Raw genomic sequence first — 24,045 nt, 5'->3', positions numbered from 1 at the left:
CTATCATTCCCGACAAAAGCACTCAACTATTCGGCTGATAGGCTTCTTCGATGCGTTTGAGGATGCCCGGCACATCCAGGCCGATCTCGGTGAAGAGCTGGGCGTGGTCGCCGTGGTCGATGAAGCGGTCGGGCAGGCCGATCTGCAGCACGCGGACTTGAACGCCGGCTTCGTGGAGGACACGGGTCACCTCGGAGCCAGCGCCGCCGATGGTGGCGTTTTCTTCGAGGGTGACCAGCAGTTCGTGCCCGGCGGCAAGCTGGAGGATGAGCTCGCGGTCGATGGGCTTCACGAAGCGCATGTTGGCGACGGTGGCGTCGATCTGGTCGGCGGCCTTGAGGGCATTGCCGAGCATGCTGCCGAAGGCCAGGAGGGCGGTGCGTTTGCCCTGGCGGCGGATCTCGCCCTTGCCTATGGGCATCAGGCTCATGTCGGCCATCGGCGTGACGCCCAGGCCGCTGCCGCGCGGGTAGCGCACGGCCGTGGGGCCGTCGTGCATGTAGGCGGTGTAGAGCATCTGCCGGCATTCGTTCTCGTCAGCCGGACAGAAGATGGTGAGATTGGGCATGCAGGCCAGGTACGAGAGATCGAACGCACCGTGGTGGGTGGCACCGTCGGCGCCGACGAGGCCGGCGCGGTCGATGGCCATCATCACCGGCAGGTTCTGCAGCGCCACGTCGTGGATGAACTGGTCGTAGGCGCGCTGCAGGAAGGTGGAGTAAATCGCCACCACCGGCTTGAAGCCTTCGCAGGCGAGGCCTGCGCCGAAGGTGAGGGCGTGCTGCTCGGCGATCCCCACGTCGTAGTAGCGGTCGGGGTATTCGTGGGCGAAGCGGACCATGCCGGAGCCTTCGCGCATCGCCGGGGTGATGGCCACCAGGCGCTTGTCGATGGCGGCCATGTCGCACAGCCAGTCGCCGAAGATCTGGGTGTAGGTGAGCTTGCCGCCGCCCTTGGAATCCTTGCCGGTGGCGATGCCTGCGGTGTGGTCGAACTTGGAGACGCCGTGGTAGAGGATCGGGTCGGCCTCGGCGAGCTTGTAGCCCTGGCCCTTGCGGGTGATCACGTGCAGGAATTGCGGGCCCTTGAGGGTGCGCAGGTTCTGCAGGGTGGGGAGCAGGGATTCTAGGTCGTGGCCGTCGATGGGGCCGATGTAGTTGAAGCCGAACTCCTCGAACATCGTGCCGGGCATGACCATGCCTTTGACGTGCTCCTCGGTGCGGCGGGCCAGCTCGAAGACCGGCGGCGGCAGGTTTTCGAGGAAGCGCTTGCCGATCTTGCGGGCGCCGTTGTAGATGCGGCCGGAGAGCAGGCGCGACAGGTGCTTGTTGAGGGCGCCCACCGGCGGCGAGATGGACATCTCGTTGTCGTTGAGGATGACCAGCAGGTTGGTGTCGTGGATGTCGCCGGCGTTGTTGAGGGCCTCGAAGGCCATGCCGGCCGACATGGCGCCGTCGCCGATCACCGCAATGGCGCGGCGGTCTTCACCGCGCAGGCGGGCCGCTTCGGCCATGCCGAGGGCGGCCGAGATCGAGGTGGACGAGTGGGCGGTGCCAAAGGTGTCGTAGTCGCTCTCACAGCGCCGCGGGAAGCCGGAGATGCCCTGGTACTGGCGCAGGCCCGCCATGGCCTCACGGCGGCCGGTGAGCACCTTGTGGGCGTAGGTCTGATGGCCCACGTCCCACACGATGCGGTCTTCGGGCGTGTTGAAGACGTAGTGCAGGGCGATGGTGAGTTCGACGGTGCCGAGGTTGGACGACAGGTGGCCGCCGGTACGGGAGACGGAATCGATCAGGAAATTGCGCAGTTCGTCGGCCAGGACGGGGAGTTCGCTGGCTTCGAGCTTGCGAAGATCCGCGGGTGAGGCGATCCGGTCCAGCAGGCTGGCGCGGGGAGAGGCGGGCTGCGTTGCGTGAGGCATTCCGGGTTACCGGGTCGTTAATGGGCGAAATTCGGTTGGCGGTGGCTCAGAACTGGCGGCGGATGATGAAGCGCGTCAGTTCGGCCAGGCGCTGGCTGCTGTCGCCGAAGGGCGCGAGGCGATCCAGGGCCTCCTGGCACATCTCTTCGGCGAGTTCGCGGGCGCGGGTGACGCCCAGCAGGCTCACGTAGGTCGGCTTGTCGTTGGCGGCGTCCTTGCCGGCAGTTTTGCCCAGCGTGGCGGTGTCGGCCTCGGCGTCGAGGATGTCGTCCACCACCTGGAACAGCAGGCCGATCACCTTGCCCACGTGGTCGAGGGAGGCCATCTGCGCTTCGTCGAGGCTGCGGCCGCATTGTACGCCAAGGTTGATCGAGGCCCGGATCAGGGCGCCCGTCTTGTGGATGTGCATGAACTCGAGTTCGGGCAGCGTGAGCTGCTGGCCGACCGAGCCCAGATCAATGGCCTGGCCGCCGCACATGCCGCGGGAGCCGCTGGCCTGGGCGAGCTGACGGATCATGGCGATCTGGCGTTGCGGGTCGTCGCAGACGGTGCCGTCGGCCAGATGCAGGAAGGCCTGGGTCTGCAGCGCGTCGCCCACGAGGAGTGCGGTGGCTTCGTCGTATTCGACGTGAACCGTGGGCTTGCCGCGGCGCAGCACGTCGTCGTCCATGCACGGCATGTCGTCGTGGACGAGGGAGTAGGCGTGGATCATCTCGATCGCACAGGCGACGCGGTCGAGGCGTTCGGGCGCGGCGCCGGTGAGCTGGCCGCCGGCGTGCACGAGCAGCGGACGGACCCGCTTGCCGCCGCCAAGGACGGCGTAGCGCATGGCGTCGTGGAGGCGGGTCGGGGCGATGTCGGCGCCGGGGAGGGCGCGATCAAGGGCGGATTCGGTGCGCTGCTGGATGTCGCCCATCCATTGGCTGAAGGTGGCGCTCATGGCTGGGTGTCTTCCGGCGTATTCTCGGTTTCGAGCACCCGGATGGTCTGCTCGGCCTTGGTCAGCTGCGCCTGGCACTGGCGCAGCAGCACGGTGCCGCGCTGGTAGGCGGCGAGGGCCTGATCCAGGGGGAGTTGCCCGTTTTCCATGTCCTGGACGATGGTTTCGAGTTCGGCGACGGCCGATTCGAAACTGGCGGGCTTGCTTGCGGATGATTTGACCATGCTGCCGGAACTGACTGGAGGCAAACCGTAAAAATAGCCTATCGTCGGGCTTCAGGTCAAACGCGTAATACTATACAATGGCGAGCTTTACGTTTCGGGCTTTCGCTTTCGACAAGGGGGTTCGGGATGTCTGATATCGCTTCTCAGGCACATCTATCGCCGGCTGTTTCCCAGTTGCCGGTATCGTGGTACTTCGACGAAAAAATCTTCGAGCTGGAGAAGCGTCTCCTCTTCGATGCCGGTCCGGGCTACGTCGGCCACGAGCTGATGGTGCCGGAAGTCAACCAGTACCGCTCGCTGGAGTGGCGCGACCACGCCAAGCTGCTGGTCAATCGCGACGACGGTTTCTACCAGATGTCCAACATCTGCCGTCACCGTCAGGCGATCATGCTGCAGGGCACCGGCACGGCCGAGCGGAACATCGTCTGTCCGATCCACCGCTGGACGTACAACCCCGACGGTCTGCTGATCGGTGCGCCGCATTTCCCGGAAAAACCGTGCCTCAACCTTCAGCGCGACAAGCTTGAGAACTGGCAGGGTCTGCTCTTCAAGGGGCCGCGCTCGGCGAACGCCGATCTTTCGGGAATGCAGGTGGCGGGCGAGCTGAAGTTCGACGGCTACAAGCTTGATCGGGTCGAAATCCACGAGTGCAACTACAACTGGAAGACCTTCATCGAGGTGTACCTCGAGGACTACCACGTGGTGCCCTATCACCCGGGGCTGGGCCAGTTCGTCACCTGTGACGATCTCACCTGGCAGTTCGGCGAGTGGTATTCGGTGCAGCGGGTGGGCATCACTTCGCTCAAGAAGCCCGGGTCGCCGGCCTACAAGCGCTGGCACGAGGCCGTGCTCAACTACAACGGCGGGGAAATGCCGAAACATGGGGCAATATGGTTGACCTATTTCCCCAACATCATGGTTGAGTGGTACCCCAACGTGTTGGTGGTGAGCACCCTGATCCCGACCGACGTAAACAAGACGACCAACGTCGTCGAGTTCTACTACCCGGAAGAGATCCTCGAATTCGAGCGCGATTTCGTCGAGGCCGAACAGGCCGCCTACATGGAAACCGCGATCGAGGACGATGATATCGGCGAGCGGATGGATCGTGGCCGTCTAGCGCTGATGAAGGAAGGCCGTTCTGAGGTCGGGCCCTACCAGTCGCCCTACGAAGACGGGATGCAGCACTTCCACGAGTTCTATCGCCGGATCATCCAGCCGCACCTGTAATGCCGCATCCGTGGCGCCCCTTGCTGGGTGTGTCACCCAAAACAAAGGGAGCCCACGTGGCTCCCTTTGTTTTTGTGCCCCGCGGGTGGCGGGGCGGGTGGGGCGATCAGCGGTTGGACTCGCGGATGATCTTCCACTGACCGTTTTCCAGCTGGTACTGGAGGGTCTTGTTCATCGCGTCGTTGAAGCCCTTCGAGCGGTACTGCTGGACGAAGCTGGCTTCGGCGGTGCTGGCCGAGACGCTGCGGACGTTCAGCTTGTCGATCTCGACGGCGATCTCGCCGGGCTTGGTGACGCGCTTTTCACGGGTTGCCATCCAGGCCTCGCGGGTGCCTTGGTCGGGCTTGAAGGCGCTGGAGTAGAACGACTTGTAGCGTGCCACATCCTTGGCCGACCAGGCGGCGGCCCATGACTTGACCAGCGGCTCGATCGCCTGCGCTGCGCTCGGTGCGGCCGGGGCGCTGGTGCTCGCCACGCTGGCGGCTACCGCCTCGGCCACGGGCAGCGGGGTGGCTGCCGGCGGCGTGCGGCCCTGCATGGCGCCCGCGGTGTCGAGGGGCGCGACCACAGGCAGGGTGGTGCTGCACAGCAGGGTCTCGTCTTCGCCGGGCTCGGTGACGCCGGCTTCTTCCGGGCCGGTGCGGGCGACGGGCGCCAGCTTCACGCTCGGGAGGATGGTGTGGGTCTGGGTGAGGACGCGCAGTTCGGCCTGGGTCAGGTCGAAGCGGGCGCGGGTGCTGGCGCGCTTGGCCTCGAACAGTTCGTTCTCGGTGTTGAGCACGTCGAGCAGGCTGCGCTGGCCGATGTCGAACTGCTGACGGTAGGCATCGCGGGCCTTCTCGGTGGAGAGCTGGTGCTGCTCGAGGTAGATCAGCTGTTCCTTGAGCTTCTTGACGTCGTTCCAGGCGATGGCGGTCTGCTGGCGGATGTCGCGGCAGGCCTTGTCGCGCAGGTCGGTGGCGTTGTAGAGCTGCTCGTGGGACTGGCGGATGCGGGCTTCGTCGGCGCCGCCCTTGAAGAGGTTCCAGTTCATCAGGACCTGCAGGGCGTTGGTGTTGGTTTCACCGGTCACGCCCAGGAGGTTCTTGTCCATGCCGGTGCTGGCGCGCACTTCGACGGTCGGCGAGTAGTTGGCGCGCTGCACGTCGATGTTGGCGCGGGAGGCGCGGATGTTGGCGACCGCGGCCTTGAAGCCGGGGTTGTCGGTGATGGCCTGGCGCAGCACGTCCTTTTCGGTGGGCAGCTTGTCGGTGAAGACTGGTGGCTTGTCGAGGGCGTCGGCCGGGGCCTCGCCGACGATGCGCTGGAAGCGCTGGGAGACGTCGTGGAGGTTGGAGCTTTCGGTGAGCCAGTTGGACTGGGCGAGGGCCAGACGGCCGAAGGCCTGTTCGAGGTCGACCCGGCGGCCGACGCCGGCCTTCACGCGACGCTCGATCTGATCGACGGTTTCCTTGTGGATGGCCCAGTTTTCCTGGGCGAGGCCGGCGAGTTCGCGGTAGCGCAGCACGTCGAGGTAGGCGCGGGCGGCTTCGAAGGCGGTGTCGTCGGTGGTGCCGAGGAGCTCGAAATAGCGGGTTGCGCGGGCAAAGCCCAGGCGCTTGACGTCGTTGCGCGTGGCGAAGCCGTCGAACACCAGCTGGCGCAGTTGCAGCTGGTAGCCGGGGCGGGAGTAGGTGTCGGGGCCGGTGGTGGGCGTCTCGCGGCGCTCGCGGCCGGTGTAACCCTGCAGGTCGACACGGGGGAAGTAGCCGCCGCGCACCACGTCACGTTCGGCATCGGCGGCCTGGTAGTTGTGCAGGCGGGCCAGCACTTCCGGATTGCGCAGGATCGCTTTTTCAATCGCGTCGCGCATCGTGCCCGGCGCCGCGTGGACAGGTGCCATGGAGAGCAGGGAGAGTGTCAGGCAGACGGAGAGCTTTGTTGCTTTGAACATTGTCGTCTCGTAGTTTCGAAATGTGCCGTGCTGGTGCGAAAGAATCCGGCAGATCGTTCGGGGCCGTTGATTTGAATGGGCTATCGCGATTGGATTCTACGGGCCACAAACTGTCGAAGGTGCGCAGTATTTGGAGTTTTGGTCTTTTGGCCCTTGAATATCACCTAACGGAAAACATTTTTCACAATTTATAGTGCCTGGGGGCGAAATTTAACTTTTCCAGGGCGAGGCCGTACACCTGGACTGCCGGCATGCCGCAAGGTGGCATCCGGCATGACACATTCCCCTACACCAGCGACAGCCTTACCGCTTCCCTTCGATGCGCTTCCTTCCCGTCTTGCGCCCAGGCCGTCCGGCGATGGTGTGCCGCCGTCTCGCGGCGGCCAGCGGCGCGGTGATCCTGTTGATCGCCGGCGGGGCACGGGGCGGCTTCGACATGGACCGGATGCGCCAGGTGGCGCAGCTGCGCTTTGGCGCCGCCGCCGCCGAGGCGGTGGATGGCTGGCGTAGCGCGGTGGTTAGCTGGCGGGATTTGCCCGAGGAGGTGCAGCTCCAGCGGGTCAATGAGTTCTTCAACCGGCGCGTCCGCTTTGCCGAGGACAGCCAGGTGTGGGGCCAGACCGATTACTGGGCGACGCCGCTGGAGGTGCTCGCCCGGGGCTCCGGCGACTGCGAGGACTATGTTTTCGCCAAGTATTTCACCCTGCGCGAGCTCGGGGTGGCGGAAGATCGTCTGCGGATGACTTACGTGCGGGCGCGGATCGGCGGCGCCGGCAGCAGCGTGACCCAGGCGCACATGGTGCTGAGCTACTACGCCACGCCCGACGCGGTGCCGCTGGTGCTCGACAACCTGGTCACCGGCATCCGGCCGGCGTCGGCGCGGCCCGATCTGGCGCCGGTTTTCAGTTTCAACATGCAGGGCATCTTCGTGGGTGGGGCGACCCAGGCGTCACAGCCGGTGGATCGCGTCTCCCGCTGGCGCGAGATGTTGCTGCGGATGAATGCAGAAGGTTTGAGGGATTAAGGTCATGTCACTGTTGAAGCGATTGTGGGTGAGTGTGGTGGTGGCGATGGGGCTGGTGCTGGTGGGCGCGTTCGCCGTCAGCCTGATGACGGCCCGCGGCTACTTCGAGCAACAGCTGCGGGCCCAGTCGAGCGATGGCGCGGTGTCGCTGGCCTTATCCATGTCCCAGCAGACGAAGGACGCGGCGACGATGGAGCTGCTGGTGACGGCGCTGTTCGACGGTGGCCATTACCGGTCGATCCGCTTCATCGACAGCAGCGGCAAGGTGAAGATCGAGCGCAGCCAGCCGGATCAGCCCGAGGACGTGCCGGGCTGGCTGGTCACCGTGCTGCCGATGGACGTGCGCCCGGGTCAGGCCCAGGTGAGCGACGGCTGGCGGCAGATCGGGCTGGTGTCGGTCGAGGCGGCCCGGGGCTACGCGTATCGCTCCCTGTGGAACGGTGTGCTCCAGCTGGGCAGCCTGATGCTGGCGATCGGCCTGTTCTGGGCGATGGGCGTTTCGGCGCTGCTGCGCTGGGTGCGGCAACCGCTGGCCGAGATGGCCGAGCAGGCGGCGGCGATCGGGACCGGGCAGTTCCGGGTGCTGGCCGAGCCCAAGGTGGTGGAACTGCGCAGCGTGGCGGCGGCGCTCAACCACATGTCGGAGCGGGTGCGGGCACTGTTTGCCGAGCAGGCGGCGCGGATCGAGGCACTGCGCGACGAGGGCAGCCGCGATCCAGGCACCGGGCTGCTCAATCGGGCGTGCTTCAGCGGCGAGCTGCGCCGGGTGCTGGCCGATTCCGATGCGCCGGCCGTGGGTTGCGTGGGCATGCTGCGGATCGCCGATCTGGCAACGCTCAACCAGCATCTGGGCCGGGCCCGCACCGACGAATGGCTGATGGCCGTGGGCAAGGCGATGCAGGCCAGCCTGGACGGCGTGGACGACGTGTCGCTGGCCCGGGTGGGCGGCGCCGACTTCGCGATTCTGCTGCCGGGCCAAGGGCTCGACGAGGGCCGGCGGGTTTTCGAGCGGGTGCAGAGCGCGATCGCCGCCCTCGACCTGCAGACCGGCGACGCGGGCGGCCTGAAGGCCCGCGCGGCGGTGATGGGCTACCGGCGCGGCGAGGCGGCGGGCACCGTGCTGGCGCGGGTCGATTCGGCGCTGATGCGGGCCGAGTCCATCGACGCGCTGGTGGTCAATGGCGAAGGCGTGGACATTCCGTCGCCGGCCCCGGGCGAAGGCGCCTGGCGGGAGTTGATCGAAGGCGCGCTGGCGCGGCGGGAGTTCACCCTGGTGGAGTATCCGGTGCTGGCCGGCGATGGCAGCCTGGTGCATCGGGAGTTCATGCTGCGCCTGCCGACGGCGGACGGCAGCGTGATGACCGCCGGCCAGTTCATGCCAGCGGCGGTGCGGGTGGGCCTGGCGTCGGCCTGCGACCTGGAGGCGGTGCGCCTTGGCATCGAGCGGCTGGTGAGATCAAACGATCCGGTGGCGATCAACGTGGCGCCCCGCTCACTCATCGAGCCGGGCTTCCTCGAGCAGCTGGATGTGCTGCTGGCCACCGCCGGCCCGGCCGCGTCGCGGATTGCGCTGGAGGTGAGCGAGCGCGGTCTGGATGCCAATCTGGCCGGGCTGGAGGCGCTGGCCGAGGTGCTGGCGCGTCACGGCGCGCAGCTGGGCATCGAGCACTTCGGGCGTCAGCTGGCGGCGCTGCCGCGGCTGTACGCGATCCGTCTGGCTTACCTCAAGCTGGACGGCAGCTTTGTGGCCAGCCTGCACGAAAACGTCGGCCACCAGCGGCTGGTGAAGGCCATCGTGGACGTGGCGCGGGGGCTGGGCGTGGTGGTTTACGCCGAGCAGGTGCACTCGTCCGAGGAATGGGCGACGGCGGCGTGGCTGGGGGTTGGCGGCATGACCGGGCCGGAGGCGTCGCGCCGGCTGGCCGCCCAGGGCTGAGATGGTTTGAGCAGCGCGGGCGGCGGCCCGCAGGCTTCAGATGTGCAAAAACGGCAACAATGAGTCGATCATTGTTGCCGTTTTTTGTGATGCCCGCTTTGGCGGTAGAAGGCGGTGTGGGTGAGGAGGCTAGGAGTAGGGAGGCCTTGGCCGATCCGCTTGCGCCTTTAATCGCCAGCGCACCGCGTTTCAGCCCCCGACCTCCTCACTCCTTACTCCTTTCTCCTCACGCCGCCCCGCCGCCGGGGCGGCCTCAGTCGGCGCTCAGTTTGCCCTTGGTGAGCAGGTCCTGAATGATCTGCGCATCGGTGCTGAGGGCGCCGCTGTTGGTCAGATCCACGCCCTGCAGGACGATCTTCTGGTCGGTGGCGCCGGCGACGAAGGTGCCGCCGGTGTAGCCGCCGTTGGTGCTGACGTGCACCACGGTGTCCGCGCCGGATTTCTCGAAGTGCAGGTAGTTGCCCAGGTTGCCGGTGGCGTTGCCAGTGTGGCTCTCGCCCTGCAGCAGGTCGCGCAGGTCGAGGATGTCGCCGCCACTGCTGGCGCTGCCGGTGACGCCCTTGTCGAAGTCGGTGATGGCATCGACCGCCGGTTTGGCGGTGGTGCCGGCGTCGCCGAGGCTCCACTTGAAGGTGTCGGAGCCGAGGCCACCGGTGAGGGTGTCGTTGCCGCTGCCGCCGCTGATGAGATCGGCGCCGGCGCCACCGCGGATGATGTCGTTGCCGGCACCGCCGGTGAGGATGTCGCGGCCGTCTGTGCCGGTGATGTCGTCGTTGCCGGTGGAGCCGTCGAGCTGGGCGCCGGTGCGGACGAGCCAGCGGCCGTTCTGGCTGGGATCCTCGATGATGTCCTGGAGTGCCGACAGGGTGGGTGCGCTGGTCGGGGTGAACAGTGCGAAGTCGTCGGTACCCAGGGTCTTGTAGGCGGTGTCGGCTTCGCTGGAGAGCTTGACCTCGACGCGCAGACGGGCGTTGCCGCCCTGTTCCCAGTACAGCAGCTCGATGGGCTGCAGGCCGCTGGCCAGGGACACGCCGCTGTACACGCGGGTGGTGGGCGACTGGATGTCGTCGAACATGGCCACCGTCTTGCCGGCGATGTTGAGCCGGAAGCCGTCGTCGGCGGTCACGCGGATGTCGTAGCTGCCGCCATCCAGGTTGACCAGGCCGACCATGCGCAGGCCGGAGTCGGTGGTGTAGCCGATGCCGGTGGTGGTCTTGAGCTCGGTGGTGTCGGCGCCGGTGGTGCCGCCGCGCAGGAAGTTGTACAGCGCGCCGGAGTTGATCGCCAGGTTGCTGCCAGGCTGCGTCGGGTTGTTGCCCAGGTTGCCATTGACCGCGCCGGCGGTGGTGATGCCGGTGGTGTAGCCGAAACCGTAGTCGAGCTTGTCGGCGCTGAAGGTGGCGTCCGCGCCGGCGGCGGTGGCGGCGTTGTAGGTGCCGACGATGGTCTGGCCACTGCGCCCGTCGATGATGCCGACCATGTCGGAGATGTGGTCGAGGTTGCCGTAGCGGGTGTCGTCGGCATGGACACGGGTGTTGGTGCTGCTGGTGGTGTCGTTGTAGCCGTAGAACTCGCCGGTTAGGCCGAGGTTGCCGGTGGCGATGGCCGAGGTGGTGGCGGTGGCCGTGAGCACGTTTTCGGCCGAGCGGCTGATGTTGAAATCGACCGTCGAGGCGGCGGTGTCGCCGTCCTTGTCGATCAGCGTGAACCCGAAGCCGTCGTGGATGGTGTTGCTGACGGTGGCGATCGGGGTGTAGGTGTAGCTGCCGCTGCTCATGTTCACCACCAGGGTGCCGCCGGCGGCGGTGGTGACGGAAAGCTGCTGGGTGGCGGTGTTGAAGGTGCCGTGGCTGGTGCCGCCGGTGACGGTGATGCTGCCGGAGGCGGAGTCGTTGTAGGTGTAGGTGACGCCATCGACGGTGATCGACTGGATGTGGCCGCCATCGGCACCGAAGGCGCTGGTGCCGCCCAGCAGGCCGCCCGAGAGGATCTCGCCAGCAGCTGGCGTGGGCACGGTGGCCTGCAGGGCGCTGGAGAGCTGGTTGAAGTCGCTGATCACCTGGCCGTCGAGGTTGGTCCTGGTGACGCCGTTGTAGGCGATCGGGTCGAGGTAGGACTGGATCGCGGCGACGCCCATGCCCAGCGCGAAGCTGGTGATCTGGTTGGTCTGCAGGTAGCTCTTCCAGCCGGTTTCGTCGGTGGTGCCGATCTCGGTGCCCAGGTTGGGCTGGCCGTCGGACAGGAAGTAGGCGATGTTCTGCCCGGAGGCGAGCTTGCCCGCGGTGGTGAAGGCGGCTTCGCCGGCGGCGATGGCGGAGTCGTAGTTGGTGCCGCCGGTGGCGGTGATCTTGGCGAGCTGGGCCTTGGCCTCGGCCACGGTGAACCAGGTGGAGCCGATTTCCCGGGCGGAGCTGTTGAAGGTCACCAGGCGGACGCGCACTTCGCCGAAGCTGTCGTAGCTGTCGAGCAGGGTGTTGAGGGCGCTGATGGCGCTGGACAGGCGGGTGGTGCCGCCGACGCCGTCCTTGAGGGTCATGCTCGCCGAGGTGTCGAGCATGATCAGCAGGTTGGTGTCGGCCGGGGCCACGGCGATGGCCTGGGTGGCGGCGGAGGCGATGGGAGCATCGTCTTCGACGTTGACCGTCAGGGTGCTGGTGGTGGTGGTGACGCCGTCGCTGACATTCACGCCGAAGTTGATGGTGCGGACGTCTTCGGTGGTCTTGTCGGGGTGGTCCACCGGGCCGGAGAGCTTGACGGTGTAGGTGCCGTCGGCGGCGATGGTGGCGCGGATGATCTCGACGCCGCCGGCGGAGCCGATGAGCGTGCCGGTGCCGGCGCCCGTCCAACTGATCGACATGCCACCGGAGGTGAGGTCGACCGGCGGCGGGGTGAGCGTGGCGGTGAGGGTGTTGCCGTCCACATCGCTGACGCTGATGACGCCGCCGGCGGTGGTGAGGTTGGTGGTGTCGCTGGTGCCAAAGTTGTCGGACGCGCCGTTGGTGAGGCCTTCTTCCGACACCGTGGCGGTGCCGGTGCCGACCACCGGGGCGTCGTTGGTGCCGGTGACGGTGATGGCGATCTCGCGGGTGGTGCCGTCGAGGGTGGTGACGTTGATGCGGTCGACCACCTGCTGGCCTTGCTTGAGGCCCTGCACGTTGGCGGCGCCGTTGTTGAGGGTGTAAGTCCAGTTGCCGCTGGCGTCGATGGTGAGCGAGCCGTAGGTACCGCCAATGGACTTGGCGACGAAGCCGGACTGGCCTGCGTCGGCGTCGGTGATGGTCAGCGTGCCGCTGGCGGTCTGGGTGCCGTCTTCGGTGACGTTGCCCAGGGCCGTGCCGCCGATCACCGGGGCGTCGTTGGTGCCGGTGACGTCGACGGTGAGCGTGGTGGTGGCGGTGCCGCCCTGGCCGTCGGAGACGGTGTAGCTGAAGACGTCGGTGGCGTGCTCGCCGGCCTGCAGGGTGTTGTCGGTGGCGGTGTAGGTGTAGCTGCCGTCGGTGTGGATCACCAGGGTGCCGTGGGCGCCGACGACGCTGGTGCCGGCGGCGGTGACTGCGGTGGCCGGGGTGCCGGTTCCGGTGCCGATGCGGGTGACGGTGAGGGTGTCGCCGTCCGGGTCGCTGTCGGCCCGGTCGCCGCCGATGCCGACGCCGGTGACGACGTTGCCGCCGGCGCTGAGGTTCTCGGAGACGGCGAGGGTGTCGGCCGCGGCCGTCGGGGCCGGGTTGGTGACGGTGAGCTGGAAGGTCTGGCTGACGCTCGCGCCGCTGCCGTCGGTGGCGGTGACGACGATGCTGTACGGGCCACCTTGGGAGGCGCCGGCGCCGAGGGTGCCGGTGATCACGCCGGTGGTCGGGTCGATGGTGAGGCCGGCCGGCAGGTTGGTGGCGGTGTAGTGCAGCACGTCGCCGCTATCCGGATCGCTGAAGCCGCTGGCGGTGGGGATGCTGACGCCGCTTGCATCCACGCCGCTGACGTTGGGCAGGGTGCCGACGGTGACCGGGGTGTCGTTGGTGCCGGTGACGGTGATGCGCAGTTCGGCGGTGTCGCTGAGGCTGCCGTCGCTCACGCGGTAGGTGAAGACGTCGGTGGCGGTGACACCGGCGGCCAGGGCCGCGGCCTTGTTGGCGATATAGACGTAGCTGCCGTCACCCTGCAGCGTGAGGGTGCCGTAGGTGCCGGCCAGCGCGGTGCCGATGGTGCCGGCGGTGCCCGTGGCGGCTTCGGCGCCGGTGCGGATCTGGGTGACGGTGAGGCTGGCGCTATCCACGTCGGTGTCGGTGCCGGCGGGGTTGGCGGTGCTGGTGATGAGGCCGTTGGCGGCGGTCACGGTGAGGGTGCCGTCTTCAAGCACGCTGCCCACGTCGTTGGCGGCAACCGGGGCGTCGTTCACCGCGGTGACGCCGATGCTGGCCGTGCCCTGGGTGGAGACGCCGCCGTTGTTGTCGGTGGCGGTGTAGTGGAAGCTGGTGTTGCCGTTCCAGTTGGCGTCGGGCTTGAAGTAGACGGTGCCGGTGGCGCCGCTGAGGGTGGCGCCGGCTGCGATCGGCTGGGTCATGGCCGCGTCGCGGTACAGGGTGCCGTGGGCGGGCAGGTCGGCGATGGTCAGCTGGGTGACGGTGCCATCCACGTCGGCGCCGCCAAGGCTGATGGCGATCGGCGCGGCCGGATCTTCGCTGCCGGTGGCGCTGGCGGCGGTGACGGCGGGACGCTCGTTGGTGCCGAGCACGTCGATGGTGATGGCGCGGGTGGTGCCATCCACCGTGCTGACGGTGAAGGTTTCGACGCGAGTGTCGCCTTCCTTCAGGGCCTGCACGTTGGGGGCGCTGTTGTTGAGGGTGTAGGTCCAGTCGCCCGCGGCGTTGATGCTGAAGCTGCCGTAGGTGCCGGTGACGGTGGCCGGGTTGAAGGCGGCCGGGTTATCCACGTCGGTCACGAACAGGGAGTTGCTGGCGACGAGCTGGCCGGCGGTGTCTTCCTTGACGGAGCCGGCGAGCGGCCCGTTGATCTGGGCCGCGTCGTTGGCGCCGGTGACGTTGATGGTGAGCGTGGCGGTGCTGGTGAGCGCGCCGTCGCTGGCCCGGTAGCTGAAGACGTCCTGCACCGTGGTGCCGGTGTTGAGGGCCTGCGCGGCGGCACCCGGGGTGTAGGTGTAGCTGCCGTCGGTGTGGATCACCAGGGTGCCGTAGGTGCCGGCCAGGGTGAGGCCGGCGCCGCTGACCGCGCTGAAGGTGCCCGTGGTGCCGACGAGGGCGCCGGTGACGGTGAGCGTCGGGCTGTCCGGGTCGGTGTCGTTGGCGAGCACGCCCGGCGCGGTGCTGGTGATCGGCGTGTCTTCGGTGGTGGTGTTGGTGTCGGCAAGCGCAACCGGGGCGTCGTTGACCGCCGCCACTAGGATGGTGGCGGTGGAGCTGCTGGTGCCACCGTGGCCGTCGCTGATGGTGTAGCTGATGACCACCTGGCCGCTGACGTTGGTCGCCGGGGTGAAGGTGAGGGTGCCGTCCGGATTGACGGTGACCGTGCCCTTGGCCGGGTCGACGCTGGCGCCGGTGACGACAAGGGTGTCGCCGTCCGGGTCGGTGTCGTTGCCGAGCACGGCGAAGGTGACGGGGACGTCCTCGCTGGTGCTGGCGGTGTTGGGGTTGGCCACCGGGCCGTCATTGGTGCCGACGACGTTGATGGTGACGGTGGTGGTCGTGCCGTCGATGCTCTGGACGGTGAAGGTTTCGGTCTTGGTCTCACCTTCCTTCAGGGCCTGGACGATGGGCTTGGTGTTGTCGACGGTGTAAGTCCAGGCGCCGGTGGTGGCGACGGAGAAGGTGCCGTAGGTGCCGGCGACGTTGGTCTGGGGCTGGAAGGCGGCCTGGCCGGCGTCGGGGTCGACGATGCTCAGGGTGCCGGTCGCGGTGGTCTGCGCGGGCGTGTCTTCCTTGACGGTGCCGGTGCCGGTGCCAAGTACGGCGTTGTCAGGCTGGGGCGCGACATTGACAGTGGCGGTGCCGGTGGTGGTGCCGCCGTGGCCATCGGAGATGGTGTAGGTGACGGTGACCGGGCCATTGACGTTGGCGGCCGGATTGAAGGTGAGGGTGCCGTCCGGGTTGACGGTGACGGTGCCCTTGGTCGGGTCGACAGTGGCGCCGGTGACGGTGACGGTGTCGCCATCCGGGTCCGAGTCATTGCCGAGGACGGCGAAGGTGACCGGGGTGTCTTCGTTGGTGGTTGCGGTGTCAGGCTGCGCCACCGGGCCGTCGTTGGTGCCCTTGACGGTGATGGTGACGGTGGTTTCGGTGCCGTCGGCGCTCTTGACGGTGAAGACTTCGAGCTTGCTGTCGGTTTCCTTCAGGGCCTGAACGGCCGGCAGGCTGTTGTCGATCGTGTAGATCCAGGCGCCGCCCGTGCCGACCGAGAACGTACCGTAGGTGCCGGCGACGTTGGTCTGGGGCTGGAATACGGCTTCGCCGGCGTCCGGATCGATTATCGTCAGCGTACCGGTGGCGGTGGTCTGGGCCGGGGTGTCTTCCTGCACGGTACCGGCGCCGGTGCCAAGGATGGCGGTGTCGGGCATCGGTTCGACCGTGACGGTGGCGATGGCCGTTGCGGTGCCGCCGTGGCCGTCGGAGATCGTGTACTGGATCTCGACCGGCCCGTTGTAGTCGATGGCCGGCTTGAAGGTGAGCGTGAGCGTGCCGTCCGGATTGACGACGACCGTGCCCAGGCTGGGATCGACGGTGGCACCGATGACGGTGAGGGTGTCGCCGTCGGGATCGCCATCGTTGCCGAGCACCGCAAAGGTGACAGGCGTGTCTTCCTTCGTCGTGGCGGTGTCGTTGTTGGCGACCGGACCATCGTTGGTGCCGACGACATTGATGGTGACGGTGGTTGGGGTGCCGTCGATGCTCTGGACGGTGAAGGTTTCGGTGCGGGTTTCACCTTCCTTCAGGGCCTGGACGACGGGCTTGGTGTTGTCGACGGTGTAGGTCCAGGCGCCGGTGGTGGCGACGCTGAAGGTGCCGTAAGTACCGGCGACGTTGGTTTGCGGCTGGAAGGCGGCCTGGCCGGCGTCGGGGTCGACGATGCTCAGGGTGCCGGAGGCGGTGGTCTGCGCGGGCGTGTCTTCCTTCACCGTGCCCGTGCCGGTGCCGAGGATCGCCGGATCGGCGATCGGGGCGATGTTCACCGTGGCGGTCGCGGTGGTGGTGCCGCCGTGGCCGTCGCTGATGGTGTAGGTGATGGTCACCGGGCCATTGACGTTGGCGGCCGGGTTGAAGGTGAGCGTGCCGTCCGGATTGACCGTGACAGTGCCCTTCGTCGGGTCGACGGTGGCGCCGGTGACGGTGAGGGAGTCGCCGTCAGGGTCCGAATCGTTGCCGAGGACGGCGAAGGTGACCGGCACGTCTTCGTTGGTGCTGGCGGTGTCGGGGTTAGCGACTGGGCCGTCGTTGGTGCCGACGACGTTGATGGTGACCGTGGTGGTCGTGCCGTCGATGCTCTGGACGGTGAAGGTTTCGGTGCGGGTTTCACCTTCCTTCAGGGCCTGGACGACGGGCTTGGTGTTGTCGACGGTGTAGGTCCAGGCGCCGGTGGTGGCGACGCTGAAGGTGCCGTAAGTACCGGCGACGTTGGTTTGCGGCTGGAAGGCGGCCTGGCCGGCGTCGGGGTCGACGATGCTGAGGGTGCCGGTTGCGGTGGTCTGGGCCGGGGTGTCTTCCTTCACCGTGCCGGTGCCGGTGCCGAGGATCGCCGGGTCGGCGATCGGGGCGATGTTCACCGTGGCGGTTGCGGTGGTGGTGCCGCCGTGGCCATCGGCAATGGTGTAGGTGATGGCGACCGGGCCATTGACGTTGGCGGCAGGGGTGAAGCTGAGGGTGCCGTCGGGATTGACCGAGACGGTGCCCTTCGTCGGATCGACGGTGGCGCCGGTGACGGTGAGGGTATCGCCGTCCGGGTCCGAGTCATTGCCGAGGACCGCGAAGGTGACCGGGACGTCTTCGTTGGTGCTGGCGGTGTCGGGGTTAGCGACCGGGCCATCGTTGGTGCCGACGACGTTGATGGTGACGGTGGTCGGGGTGCCGTCGATGCTCTGGACGGTGAAGGTTTCGGTCTTGGACTCGCCTTCCTTCAGGGCCTGGACGACGGGCTTGGTGTTGTCGACGGTGTAGGTCCAGGCGCCGGTGGTGGCGACCGAGAAGGTGCCGTAAGTACCGGCGACGTTGGTCTGGGGCTGGAAGGCGGCCTGGCCAGCGTCGGGGTCGATGATGCTGAGGGTGCCGGAGGCGGTGGTCTGGGCCGGAGTGTCTTCCTTGACGGTGCCCGTACCGGTGCCAAGGATTGCCGGATCGGCAATCGGGGCGATGTTCACCGTGGCGGTCGCGGTGGTGGTGCCGCCGTGGCCGTCGGCAATGGTGTAGGTGATGGTCACCGGGCCATTGACGTTGGCGGCCGGGGTGAAGCTCAGCGTGCCGTCCGGATTGACGGTGACGGTGCCCTTGGTGGGATCAACGGTGGCGCCGGTGACGGTGAGGGTATCGCCGTCGGGGTCCGAGTCATTGCCGAGGACGGCGAAGGTGACCGGCACGTCTTCGTTGGTGCTGGCGGTATCGGGGTTGGCGACCGGGCCATCGTTGGTACCGACGACGTTGATGGTGACGGTGGTCGGGGTGCCGTCGATGCTCTGGACGGTGAAGGTTTCGGTCTTGGTCTCACCTTCCTTCAGGGCCTGGACGACGGGCTTGGTGTTGTCGATGGCGTAAGTCCAGGCGCCGGAGGCGGCGACGCTGAAGCTGCCGTAGGTGCCGGCGGTGTTGGTCTGGGGCTGGAAGGCGGCCTGGCCGGCGTCGGGGTCGACGATGCTGAGGGTGCCGGAGGCGCTGGTCTGGGCCGGGGTGTCTTCCTTCACCGTGCCGGTGCCGGTGCCGAGGATCGCCGGGTCGGCGATCGGGGCGATGTTCACCGTGGCGGTCGCGGTGGTGGTGCCGCCGTGGCCATCGGCAATGGTGTAGGTGATGGCGACCGGGCCATTGACGTTGGCGGCAGGGTTGAACGTGAGCGTGCCGTCGGGATTGACGACGACGGTGCCCTTGGTCGGGTCGACGGTGGCGCCGGTGACGGTGACGGTATCGCCGTCCGGGTCCGAGTCATTGCCGAGGACCGCGAAGGTGACCGGCACGTCCTCATTGGTGGCGGCGGTGTCGGGCAGGGCGATCGGGCCGTCGTTGGTGCCCTGGATGGTGACCGTGACGGTGCTGGGCGTGCCGTCGAGGGTGGCGACGGGGAAGGTTTCGGTGAGGGTCTCGCCAACGCCGAGGGCCTGGACGGTCGGGTTCGCGTTGTTGAGGGTGTAGGTCCAGTTGCCGGCGGTGTCGAGGGCGAACACGCCGTACAGGCCGGCGACCACGGGCTGCGGCCGGAAGCCGGTTTCGCCGGCGTCCGCGTCGGTCATCACCAGCGTGCCGCCGGTGGTGAGCTGGGTGTCTTCGACCACGGTGCCGAGGCCCGGGGTGACGATGGCCGGGTCGTTGGTGCCGACGACGGTGATCGTGATGGTGCTGGTGGTGCCGTCGGACAGGGCGACCGGGAAGGTTTCGATGCGGGTCTGGCCGTCGCCGAGGCTCTGGACGAGGTTGGACGCGTTGTTGAGGGTGTAGGTCCAGCTGCCGTCCGGGTTGAGGGTGAGGCTGCCGTAGGTGCCCGGGGTGGCCGGTTGCGGCACGAAGCTGGCGCCGCCGCTGGCGGTGAGCTTGCCGTCGGCGGTAATCGGGTTGTCTTCCTTCACGACGCCGAGGCCCGGCGCGCCGATGACTTCGTTGGTGCCGAGGATGGTGACGACGACGGTGCTGGGGGTGCCATCGACGCCGCGGACGGTGAAGGTTTCGGTGCGGCTGTCGCCGGTGGCGAGGGCCTGGACGACGGGGTTGCCGTTGTCGAGGGTGTAGGTCCAGTTACCGCTGGCGTCGATGGAGAAGGCGCCGAAGGTACCCGGTGTGCCAGTCTGGGCCTGGAAGGCGGATTCGCCGGCGTCGGGGTCGGTGATGGTGAGCACACCCTTGGCGATCAGGGTGGTGTCTTCCTGCACGCTGCCGACGCCGCTGCTGATGGTGGCGGGGTCGTTGACCGGCGCCACGTTGATGGTGGCGGTGCCGGTGGTCGTGCCGCCGTGACCATCGGCGATGGTGTAGGTGACGGTCACCGGGCCATTGACGTTGTTGGCCGGGACGAAGCGCAGGGTGCCGTCGGGATTGACCGTGACGGTGCCCTTGGCGGGGTCGACGGTGGCGCCGGTGACGGTGAGGGTGTCGCCATCGGGGTCGGAATCATTGCCGAGCACGGCGAAGGTGACGGGGACGTCCTCGTTGGTGCTGGCGGTGTCGGGATTGGCGACCGGGCCGTCGTTGGTGCCGACGACGGTGATGGTCACCGTGGTCGGGGTGCCGTCGACGCTCTGGACGGTGAGGGTCTCGGTCCTGGTTTCGCCTTCCTTCAGGGCCTGGACAGTCGGCCTGGTGTTGTCGATGTCGTAGGTCCAGGCGCCGTTGGCGGCCACGCTGAAGGTGCCATAGGTGCCGGCGACGTTCGTCTGGGGCTGGAAGGCGGCTTCGCCAGCGTCCGGGTCGGTGATGGTGAGGGTGCCGGAGGCGGACGACTGGGCCGGGGTGTCTTCCTTGACGGTGCCGGTGCCGGCGCTCATCACCGCGTTGTCGGGCAGCGGGGTGACGTTGATGGTGGCGGTGCCGGTGGTGGTGCCGCCGTGGCCGTCGCTGATGGTGTAGGTGACGGTGACGGGGCCATTGACGTTGGCGGCCGGGCTGAAGCTGAGGGTGCCGTCCGGATTGACGGTGACGCTGCCCTTGGTCGGGTCGACGCTGGCGCCGGTGACGGTGAGCGGATCGCTGTCGGGGTCGGTGTCGTTGCCGAGGACCGCGAAGGTGACTGGCTTGTCTTCTTCGGTGGTGGCGGTGTCGGGCTGGGCGACCGGGCCATCGTTGGTGCCGACGACGGTGATGGTGACGGTCGTCGGGGTGCCATCAGCGCTCTGGACGGTGAAGGTTTCGGTCTTGGTTTCGCCTTCCTTCAGGGCCTGGACGTTCGGCCTGGTGTTGTCGATGTCGTAGGTCCAGGCGCCGTTGGTGGCGATGCTGAAGCTGCCGTAGGAGCCAGCGACACTGGTCTGGGGCTTGAAGGTGGATTCGCCGGCGTCCGGGTCGGTGATCGTGAGGGTGCCGGAGGCGCTGGACTGAGCCGGGGTGTCTTCCTTCACCGTGCCGCTGCCGGTGCCAAGGGTGGCGCTGTCGGGCTGCGGGGCGATGTTGACCGTGGCGGTGCCGGTGGTGGTGCCGCCCTTGCCGTCGGCGATGGTGTAGGTGATGGTCACCGGGCCATTGACGTTGGTGGCCGGGGTGAAGCTGAGGGTGCCGTCCGGATTGACGGTGACCGTGCCCTTGGTCGGATCGACGGTGGCCCCAGTGACGGTGAGCGCGTCGCCTTCGGGATCGGTGTCGTTGCCGAGCACGGCAAAGGTGACCGGCTTGTCTTCGTCGGTGCTGGCGGTGTCGGGGCTTGCGACGGGCGGGGTGTTGGCGCCGGCGATGTTGATCGTCAGCACGGCGTTGGCGCTGCCGCCGTGGCCGTCCTCGACGGTGTAGGCGAAGCTGTCCTGCAGCGTGGCGCCCGGGACCAGGCCGGTGACGGCCGGGTTGGTGGTGTCCTGGATGTAGCTGTACTGGCCGTCGGCCTGGATCGTCAGGGTGCCGAAGAGGCCGGTGATGACGGTGGCGCCGCTCACCGGTGCGCCGGCAACGGTGGTGACGGTGAGGGTGTCGCCGTCCACGTCGGTGTCGATGCCAGCCGGGTTGGTGATGACGTTGCCGGTGGCGGGCAGGCTGTCGGTCTTGACCAGACCATTCACGTCATTGCGGGCGAGCGGGTCGTCGTTGAGCGGGGCGATGTTGACCGTGGCGGTGGCCGTGGTCGTGCCGCCCTTGCCGTCGGTGATGGTGTAGGTGACGGTGACAGGGCCATTGACGTTGGCGGCCGGGGTGAAGCTGAGGGTGCCGTCCGGATTGACGACGACCGTGCCCTTGGTGGGATCGACGGTAGCACCGGTGACGGTGAGGGTGTCGCCGTCCGGGTCGGTGTCGTTGCCGAGGACAGCGAAGGTGACCGGAGTGTCTTCGTTGGTGCTGGCGGTGTCGGGGTTGGCGACGGGGCCGTCGTTAGTGCCGACGACGGTGATGGTGACTGTGGTCGGGGTGCCGTCGATGCTCTGGACGCTGAAGATTTCGGTGTGGGTTTCACCTTCCTTCAGGGCCTGGACGACCGGCTTGGTGTTGTCGATGGCGTAGGTCCACGCGCCGCTGGCAGCAACGTTGAAGCTGCCGTAGGCGCCGGCAACGTTGGTCTGGGGCTGGAAGGCAGCTTCGCCGGCGTCAGGATCAGTGATGGTGAGGGTGCCGCTGGCAGTGGTCTGGGCGGGGGTGTCTTCCTTCACGGTGCCGGCGCCGGTGCCGAGCACGGCGTTGTCGGGCTGGGGCGCGACATTGATGGTGGCGATGCCGGTGGTGGTGCCGCCCTTGCCGTCGGCGATGGTGTAGGTGACGGTGACAGGGCCATTGACGTTGGCGGCCGGGGTGAAGCTGAGGGTGCCGTCGGGATTGACGGTGACGGTGCCCTTGGCCGGGTCGACGGTGGCGCCGGTGACGGTGAGCGGATCGCCGTCAGGGTCGGTGTCGTTGCCGAGCACGGCAAAGGTGACCGGGGTGTCTTCGTTGGTGGCGGCGGTGTCGGGATTGGCGACGGGGCCGTCGTTGGTGCCGACGACGGTGATGGTCACCGTGGTCGGGGTGCCGTCGATGCTCTGGACGGTGAAGGTTTCGGTGTGGGTCTCGCCTTCCTTCAGGGCCTGGACGTTGGGCTTGGTGTTGTCGATGGCGTAGGACCACGCGCCGGTGGCAGCCACGCTGAAGCTGCCGTAGGTGCCGGCCACGTTGGTCTGCGGCTGGAAGGCGGCTTCGCCGGCGTCCGGATCAGTGATCGTGAGGGTGCCGCTGGCAGTGGTCTGGGCGGGCGTGTCTTCCTTGACGGTGCCGGCGCCGGTGCCGAGCACGGCGTTGTCGGGCTGGGGCGCGACATTGATGGTGGCGATGCCGGTGGTGCCGCCGCCCTTGCCGTCAGCGATGGTGTAGGTGATCGTCACCGGGCCATTGATGTTGGCGGCCGGGTTGAACGTGAGGGTGCCGTCCGGATTGACGGTGACGGTGCCCTTGGCCGGGTCGACGGTGGCGCCGGTAACGGTGAGCGGATCGCCGTCCGGGTCGGTGTCGTTGCCGAGGACGGCAAAGGTGATCGGGGTGTCTTCGTTGGTGGCGGCGGTGTCGGGGTTGGCGACGGGACCGTCGTTGGTGCCGACGACGCTGATGGTGACCGTGGTCGGGGTGCCGTCGATGCTCTGGACGGTGAAGGTTTCGGTGCGGGTTTCGCCTTCCTTCAGGGCCTGGACGTTCGGCTTGGTGTTGTCGAGGGTGTAGGACCACGCGCCATCGGCGGCAATCGTGAAGCTGCCGTAGGTGCCAGCGGTGTTGGTCTGGGGCTGGAAGGCGGCTTCGCCGGCGTCCGGATCAGTGATGGCGAGCGTGCCGGACGTCGTGGACTGGGCCGGGGTGTCTTCCTTGACGCTGCCGGCGCCCGCGGAGACGGTGGCCGGGTCATTCACCGGGGCGATATTGACGGTGGCGGTCGCGGTGGTCGTACCGCCCTTGCCGTCGTCGATGGTGTAGGTGATCGTGACCGGGCCATTGACGTTGGTGGCCGGGGTGAAGGTCAGGGTGCCGTCCGGATTCACGGTGACGCTGCCCTTGGCCGGATCGACGGTGGCGCCGGTGACGGTCAGGGTGTCGCCGTCCACGTCGGTGTCGTTGCCGAGCACGGCGACGGTGACGGGGGTGTCTTCGCGAGTGGTGGCGGTGTCGGCCACGGCCACCGGCGGATCGTTCACCGGCGCTACGTTGATGGTCACGGTGGTGGTGGCGGTGCCGCCCTTGCCGTCGCTGATGGTGTAGGTGACGGTGTCGGTGCCGTGGAAATCGGGGTTCGGCTTGTAGCTGAGGCTGCCGTCCGGATTGACGGTGACGGTGCCGTTGCTGGCGGTGGCGCCGGTGACGGTGAGCGGGTCGCCGTCGGCGTCGGTGTCATTGCCGAGCACCGGGAAGCTCACCGGGGTGTCTTCGGTGGCGCTGACGGCCGGGTCGGGGGTGGCCACCGGCGGGTTGTTGGCGATGGTCGTCGTCGTGGGCGTGGCGGCGCCGGCGTTGAGCGGCAGGAAGTCGATGCCGTCGCTGGTGGACGAGTACGCGAAAGCCAGCGGCGTGACTTCTTCAAGCACCCGCACGAGGCGCACGAAGTCGTGGGTCTGGTCGCCCAGGCCGCCACCGGCGAGGCCCGCGGCCGGGTCTTCGATGCCTTCAAACGGGTCCTTGCCGCTGTTCAGGGCCTGGATGATCTTGTCGGCCTCGGCGCCCTGGCTGGAGATGACGTTCTCGCTGCGCTCCGGCACGGTGGTGGCGAAGAAGTCATCGTTCAGCAGAAGCTCGCGATCAGCGCCGACGCTGACCTTGGCGCCGGTGGCGAGCTGGAGTTCGACGACAGAGTCCGGCCCCGTGACGATGACCTGGCCTTCCCCGACCGGATCGCCCGGCTTGATGGCGGTGAGCTTGCCTGCGGCGTCGCGCAGGAAGGCTTCGCCCTGCACGAAAACGACGGTGCCCTTGGCGGTGGCGTTGGTGGTGGCGTTGATCGGGGCGGACGGGGTGGCCATGACGGTCTCCGGAATTTGGGTTTTCAATCGA

At 67.7% G+C, this 24,045-nt stretch carries 8 protein-coding genes; 3 read left to right on the top strand and 5 right to left on the bottom strand.

Going from position 1 to position 24,045, the window contains the following annotated elements; genetic code table 11:
* Nucleotides 1–22 precede the first annotated feature (22 nt).
* From dxs to GH681_RS11745, 3 genes are read right to left on the bottom strand one after another with little or no spacing between them, the layout of a single operon-like run.
* Nucleotides 23–1,921 carry a 1-deoxy-D-xylulose-5-phosphate synthase gene (gene dxs, locus GH681_RS11755; protein WP_153161669.1) on the bottom strand — a complete coding sequence of 633 codons (1,899 nt, stop codon included), beginning with the start codon at nucleotides 1,919–1,921 and terminating at the stop codon, nucleotides 23–25.
* Nucleotides 1,922–1,967: 46 nt separating this feature from the next.
* Nucleotides 1,968–2,861 (bottom strand): polyprenyl synthetase family protein, encoded by an 894-nt coding sequence (locus GH681_RS11750; protein WP_153161668.1) that lies wholly within the window; start codon nucleotides 2,859–2,861, stop codon nucleotides 1,968–1,970.
* Nucleotides 2,858–3,085, bottom strand: coding sequence for an exodeoxyribonuclease VII small subunit (locus tag GH681_RS11745; protein ID WP_153161667.1), 228 nt, complete (start codon nucleotides 3,083–3,085; stop codon nucleotides 2,858–2,860). The genes GH681_RS11750 and GH681_RS11745 overlap by 4 nt, the downstream gene beginning before the upstream one ends.
* A gap of 126 nt (nucleotides 3,086–3,211) precedes the next feature.
* Here GH681_RS11745 and GH681_RS11740 point away from each other — a divergent pair, with 126 nt between their 5' ends.
* Entirely contained in the window at nucleotides 3,212–4,315 is a 1,104-nt protein-coding gene (locus tag GH681_RS11740) for an aromatic ring-hydroxylating dioxygenase subunit alpha (RefSeq protein ID WP_153161666.1), read from the top strand.
* A gap of 106 nt (nucleotides 4,316–4,421) precedes the next feature.
* Here the strand turns inward: GH681_RS11740 and GH681_RS11735 are convergent, their stop codons facing one another.
* Complete coding sequence (locus GH681_RS11735; RefSeq protein WP_153161665.1) at nucleotides 4,422–6,248, bottom strand: TolC family outer membrane protein; 1,827 nt, start codon at nucleotides 6,246–6,248, stop codon at nucleotides 4,422–4,424.
* 319 nt (nucleotides 6,249–6,567) lie between these two features.
* On the opposite strand from GH681_RS11735, the gene GH681_RS11730 reads away from it, so the two are divergent.
* A complete protein-coding gene (locus tag GH681_RS11730; RefSeq protein WP_228111885.1) occupies nucleotides 6,568–7,272 on the top strand; it encodes a transglutaminase-like cysteine peptidase in 705 nt (234 codons plus the stop codon).
* 4 nt (nucleotides 7,273–7,276) lie between these two features.
* Nucleotides 7,277–9,208 carry a LapD/MoxY N-terminal periplasmic domain-containing protein gene (locus GH681_RS11725; RefSeq protein WP_153161664.1) on the top strand — a complete coding sequence of 644 codons (1,932 nt, stop codon included), beginning with the start codon at nucleotides 7,277–7,279 and terminating at the stop codon, nucleotides 9,206–9,208.
* Between the two features lie 253 nt (nucleotides 9,209–9,461).
* Here GH681_RS11725 and GH681_RS11720 read toward each other — a convergent pair whose 3' ends face one another.
* A complete protein-coding gene (locus GH681_RS11720; protein ID WP_153161663.1) occupies nucleotides 9,462–24,014 on the bottom strand; it encodes a VCBS domain-containing protein in 14,553 nt (4,850 codons plus the stop codon).
* Between the last annotated feature and the right edge of the window lie 31 nt (nucleotides 24,015–24,045).

It is taken from the genome of Zoogloea sp. 1C4 (assembly GCF_009469605.1).
Lineage (GTDB): Bacteria > Pseudomonadota > Gammaproteobacteria > Burkholderiales > Rhodocyclaceae > Zoogloea > Zoogloea oryzae.
The sequence above is the reverse complement of the archived record's forward strand: the minus strand, read 5'-3'. Positions and strand labels throughout refer to the sequence as shown.

Bases quoted from the DNA above. Each gene is read 5' to 3' on its own strand.
- GH681_RS11750 (WP_153161668.1), bottom strand. From the start codon at position 2,861: ATGAGCGCCACCTTCAGCCAATGGATGGGCGACATCCAGCAGCGCACC.
- dxs (WP_153161669.1), bottom strand. From the start codon at position 1,921: ATGCCTCACGCAACGCAGCCCGCCTCTCCCCGCGCCAGCCTGCTGGAC.
- GH681_RS11730 (WP_228111885.1), top strand. From the start codon at position 6,568: ATGCGCTTCCTTCCCGTCTTGCGCCCAGGCCGTCCGGCGATGGTGTGC.
- GH681_RS11740 (WP_153161666.1), top strand. From the start codon at position 3,212: ATGTCTGATATCGCTTCTCAGGCACATCTATCGCCGGCTGTTTCCCAG.
- GH681_RS11735 (WP_153161665.1), bottom strand. From the start codon at position 6,248: ATGTTCAAAGCAACAAAGCTCTCCGTCTGCCTGACACTCTCCCTGCTC.
- GH681_RS11720 (WP_153161663.1), bottom strand. From the start codon at position 24,014: ATGGCCACCCCGTCCGCCCCGATCAACGCCACCACCAACGCCACCGCC.
- GH681_RS11725 (WP_153161664.1), top strand. From the start codon at position 7,277: ATGTCACTGTTGAAGCGATTGTGGGTGAGTGTGGTGGTGGCGATGGGG.
- GH681_RS11745 (WP_153161667.1), bottom strand. From the start codon at position 3,085: ATGGTCAAATCATCCGCAAGCAAGCCCGCCAGTTTCGAATCGGCCGTC.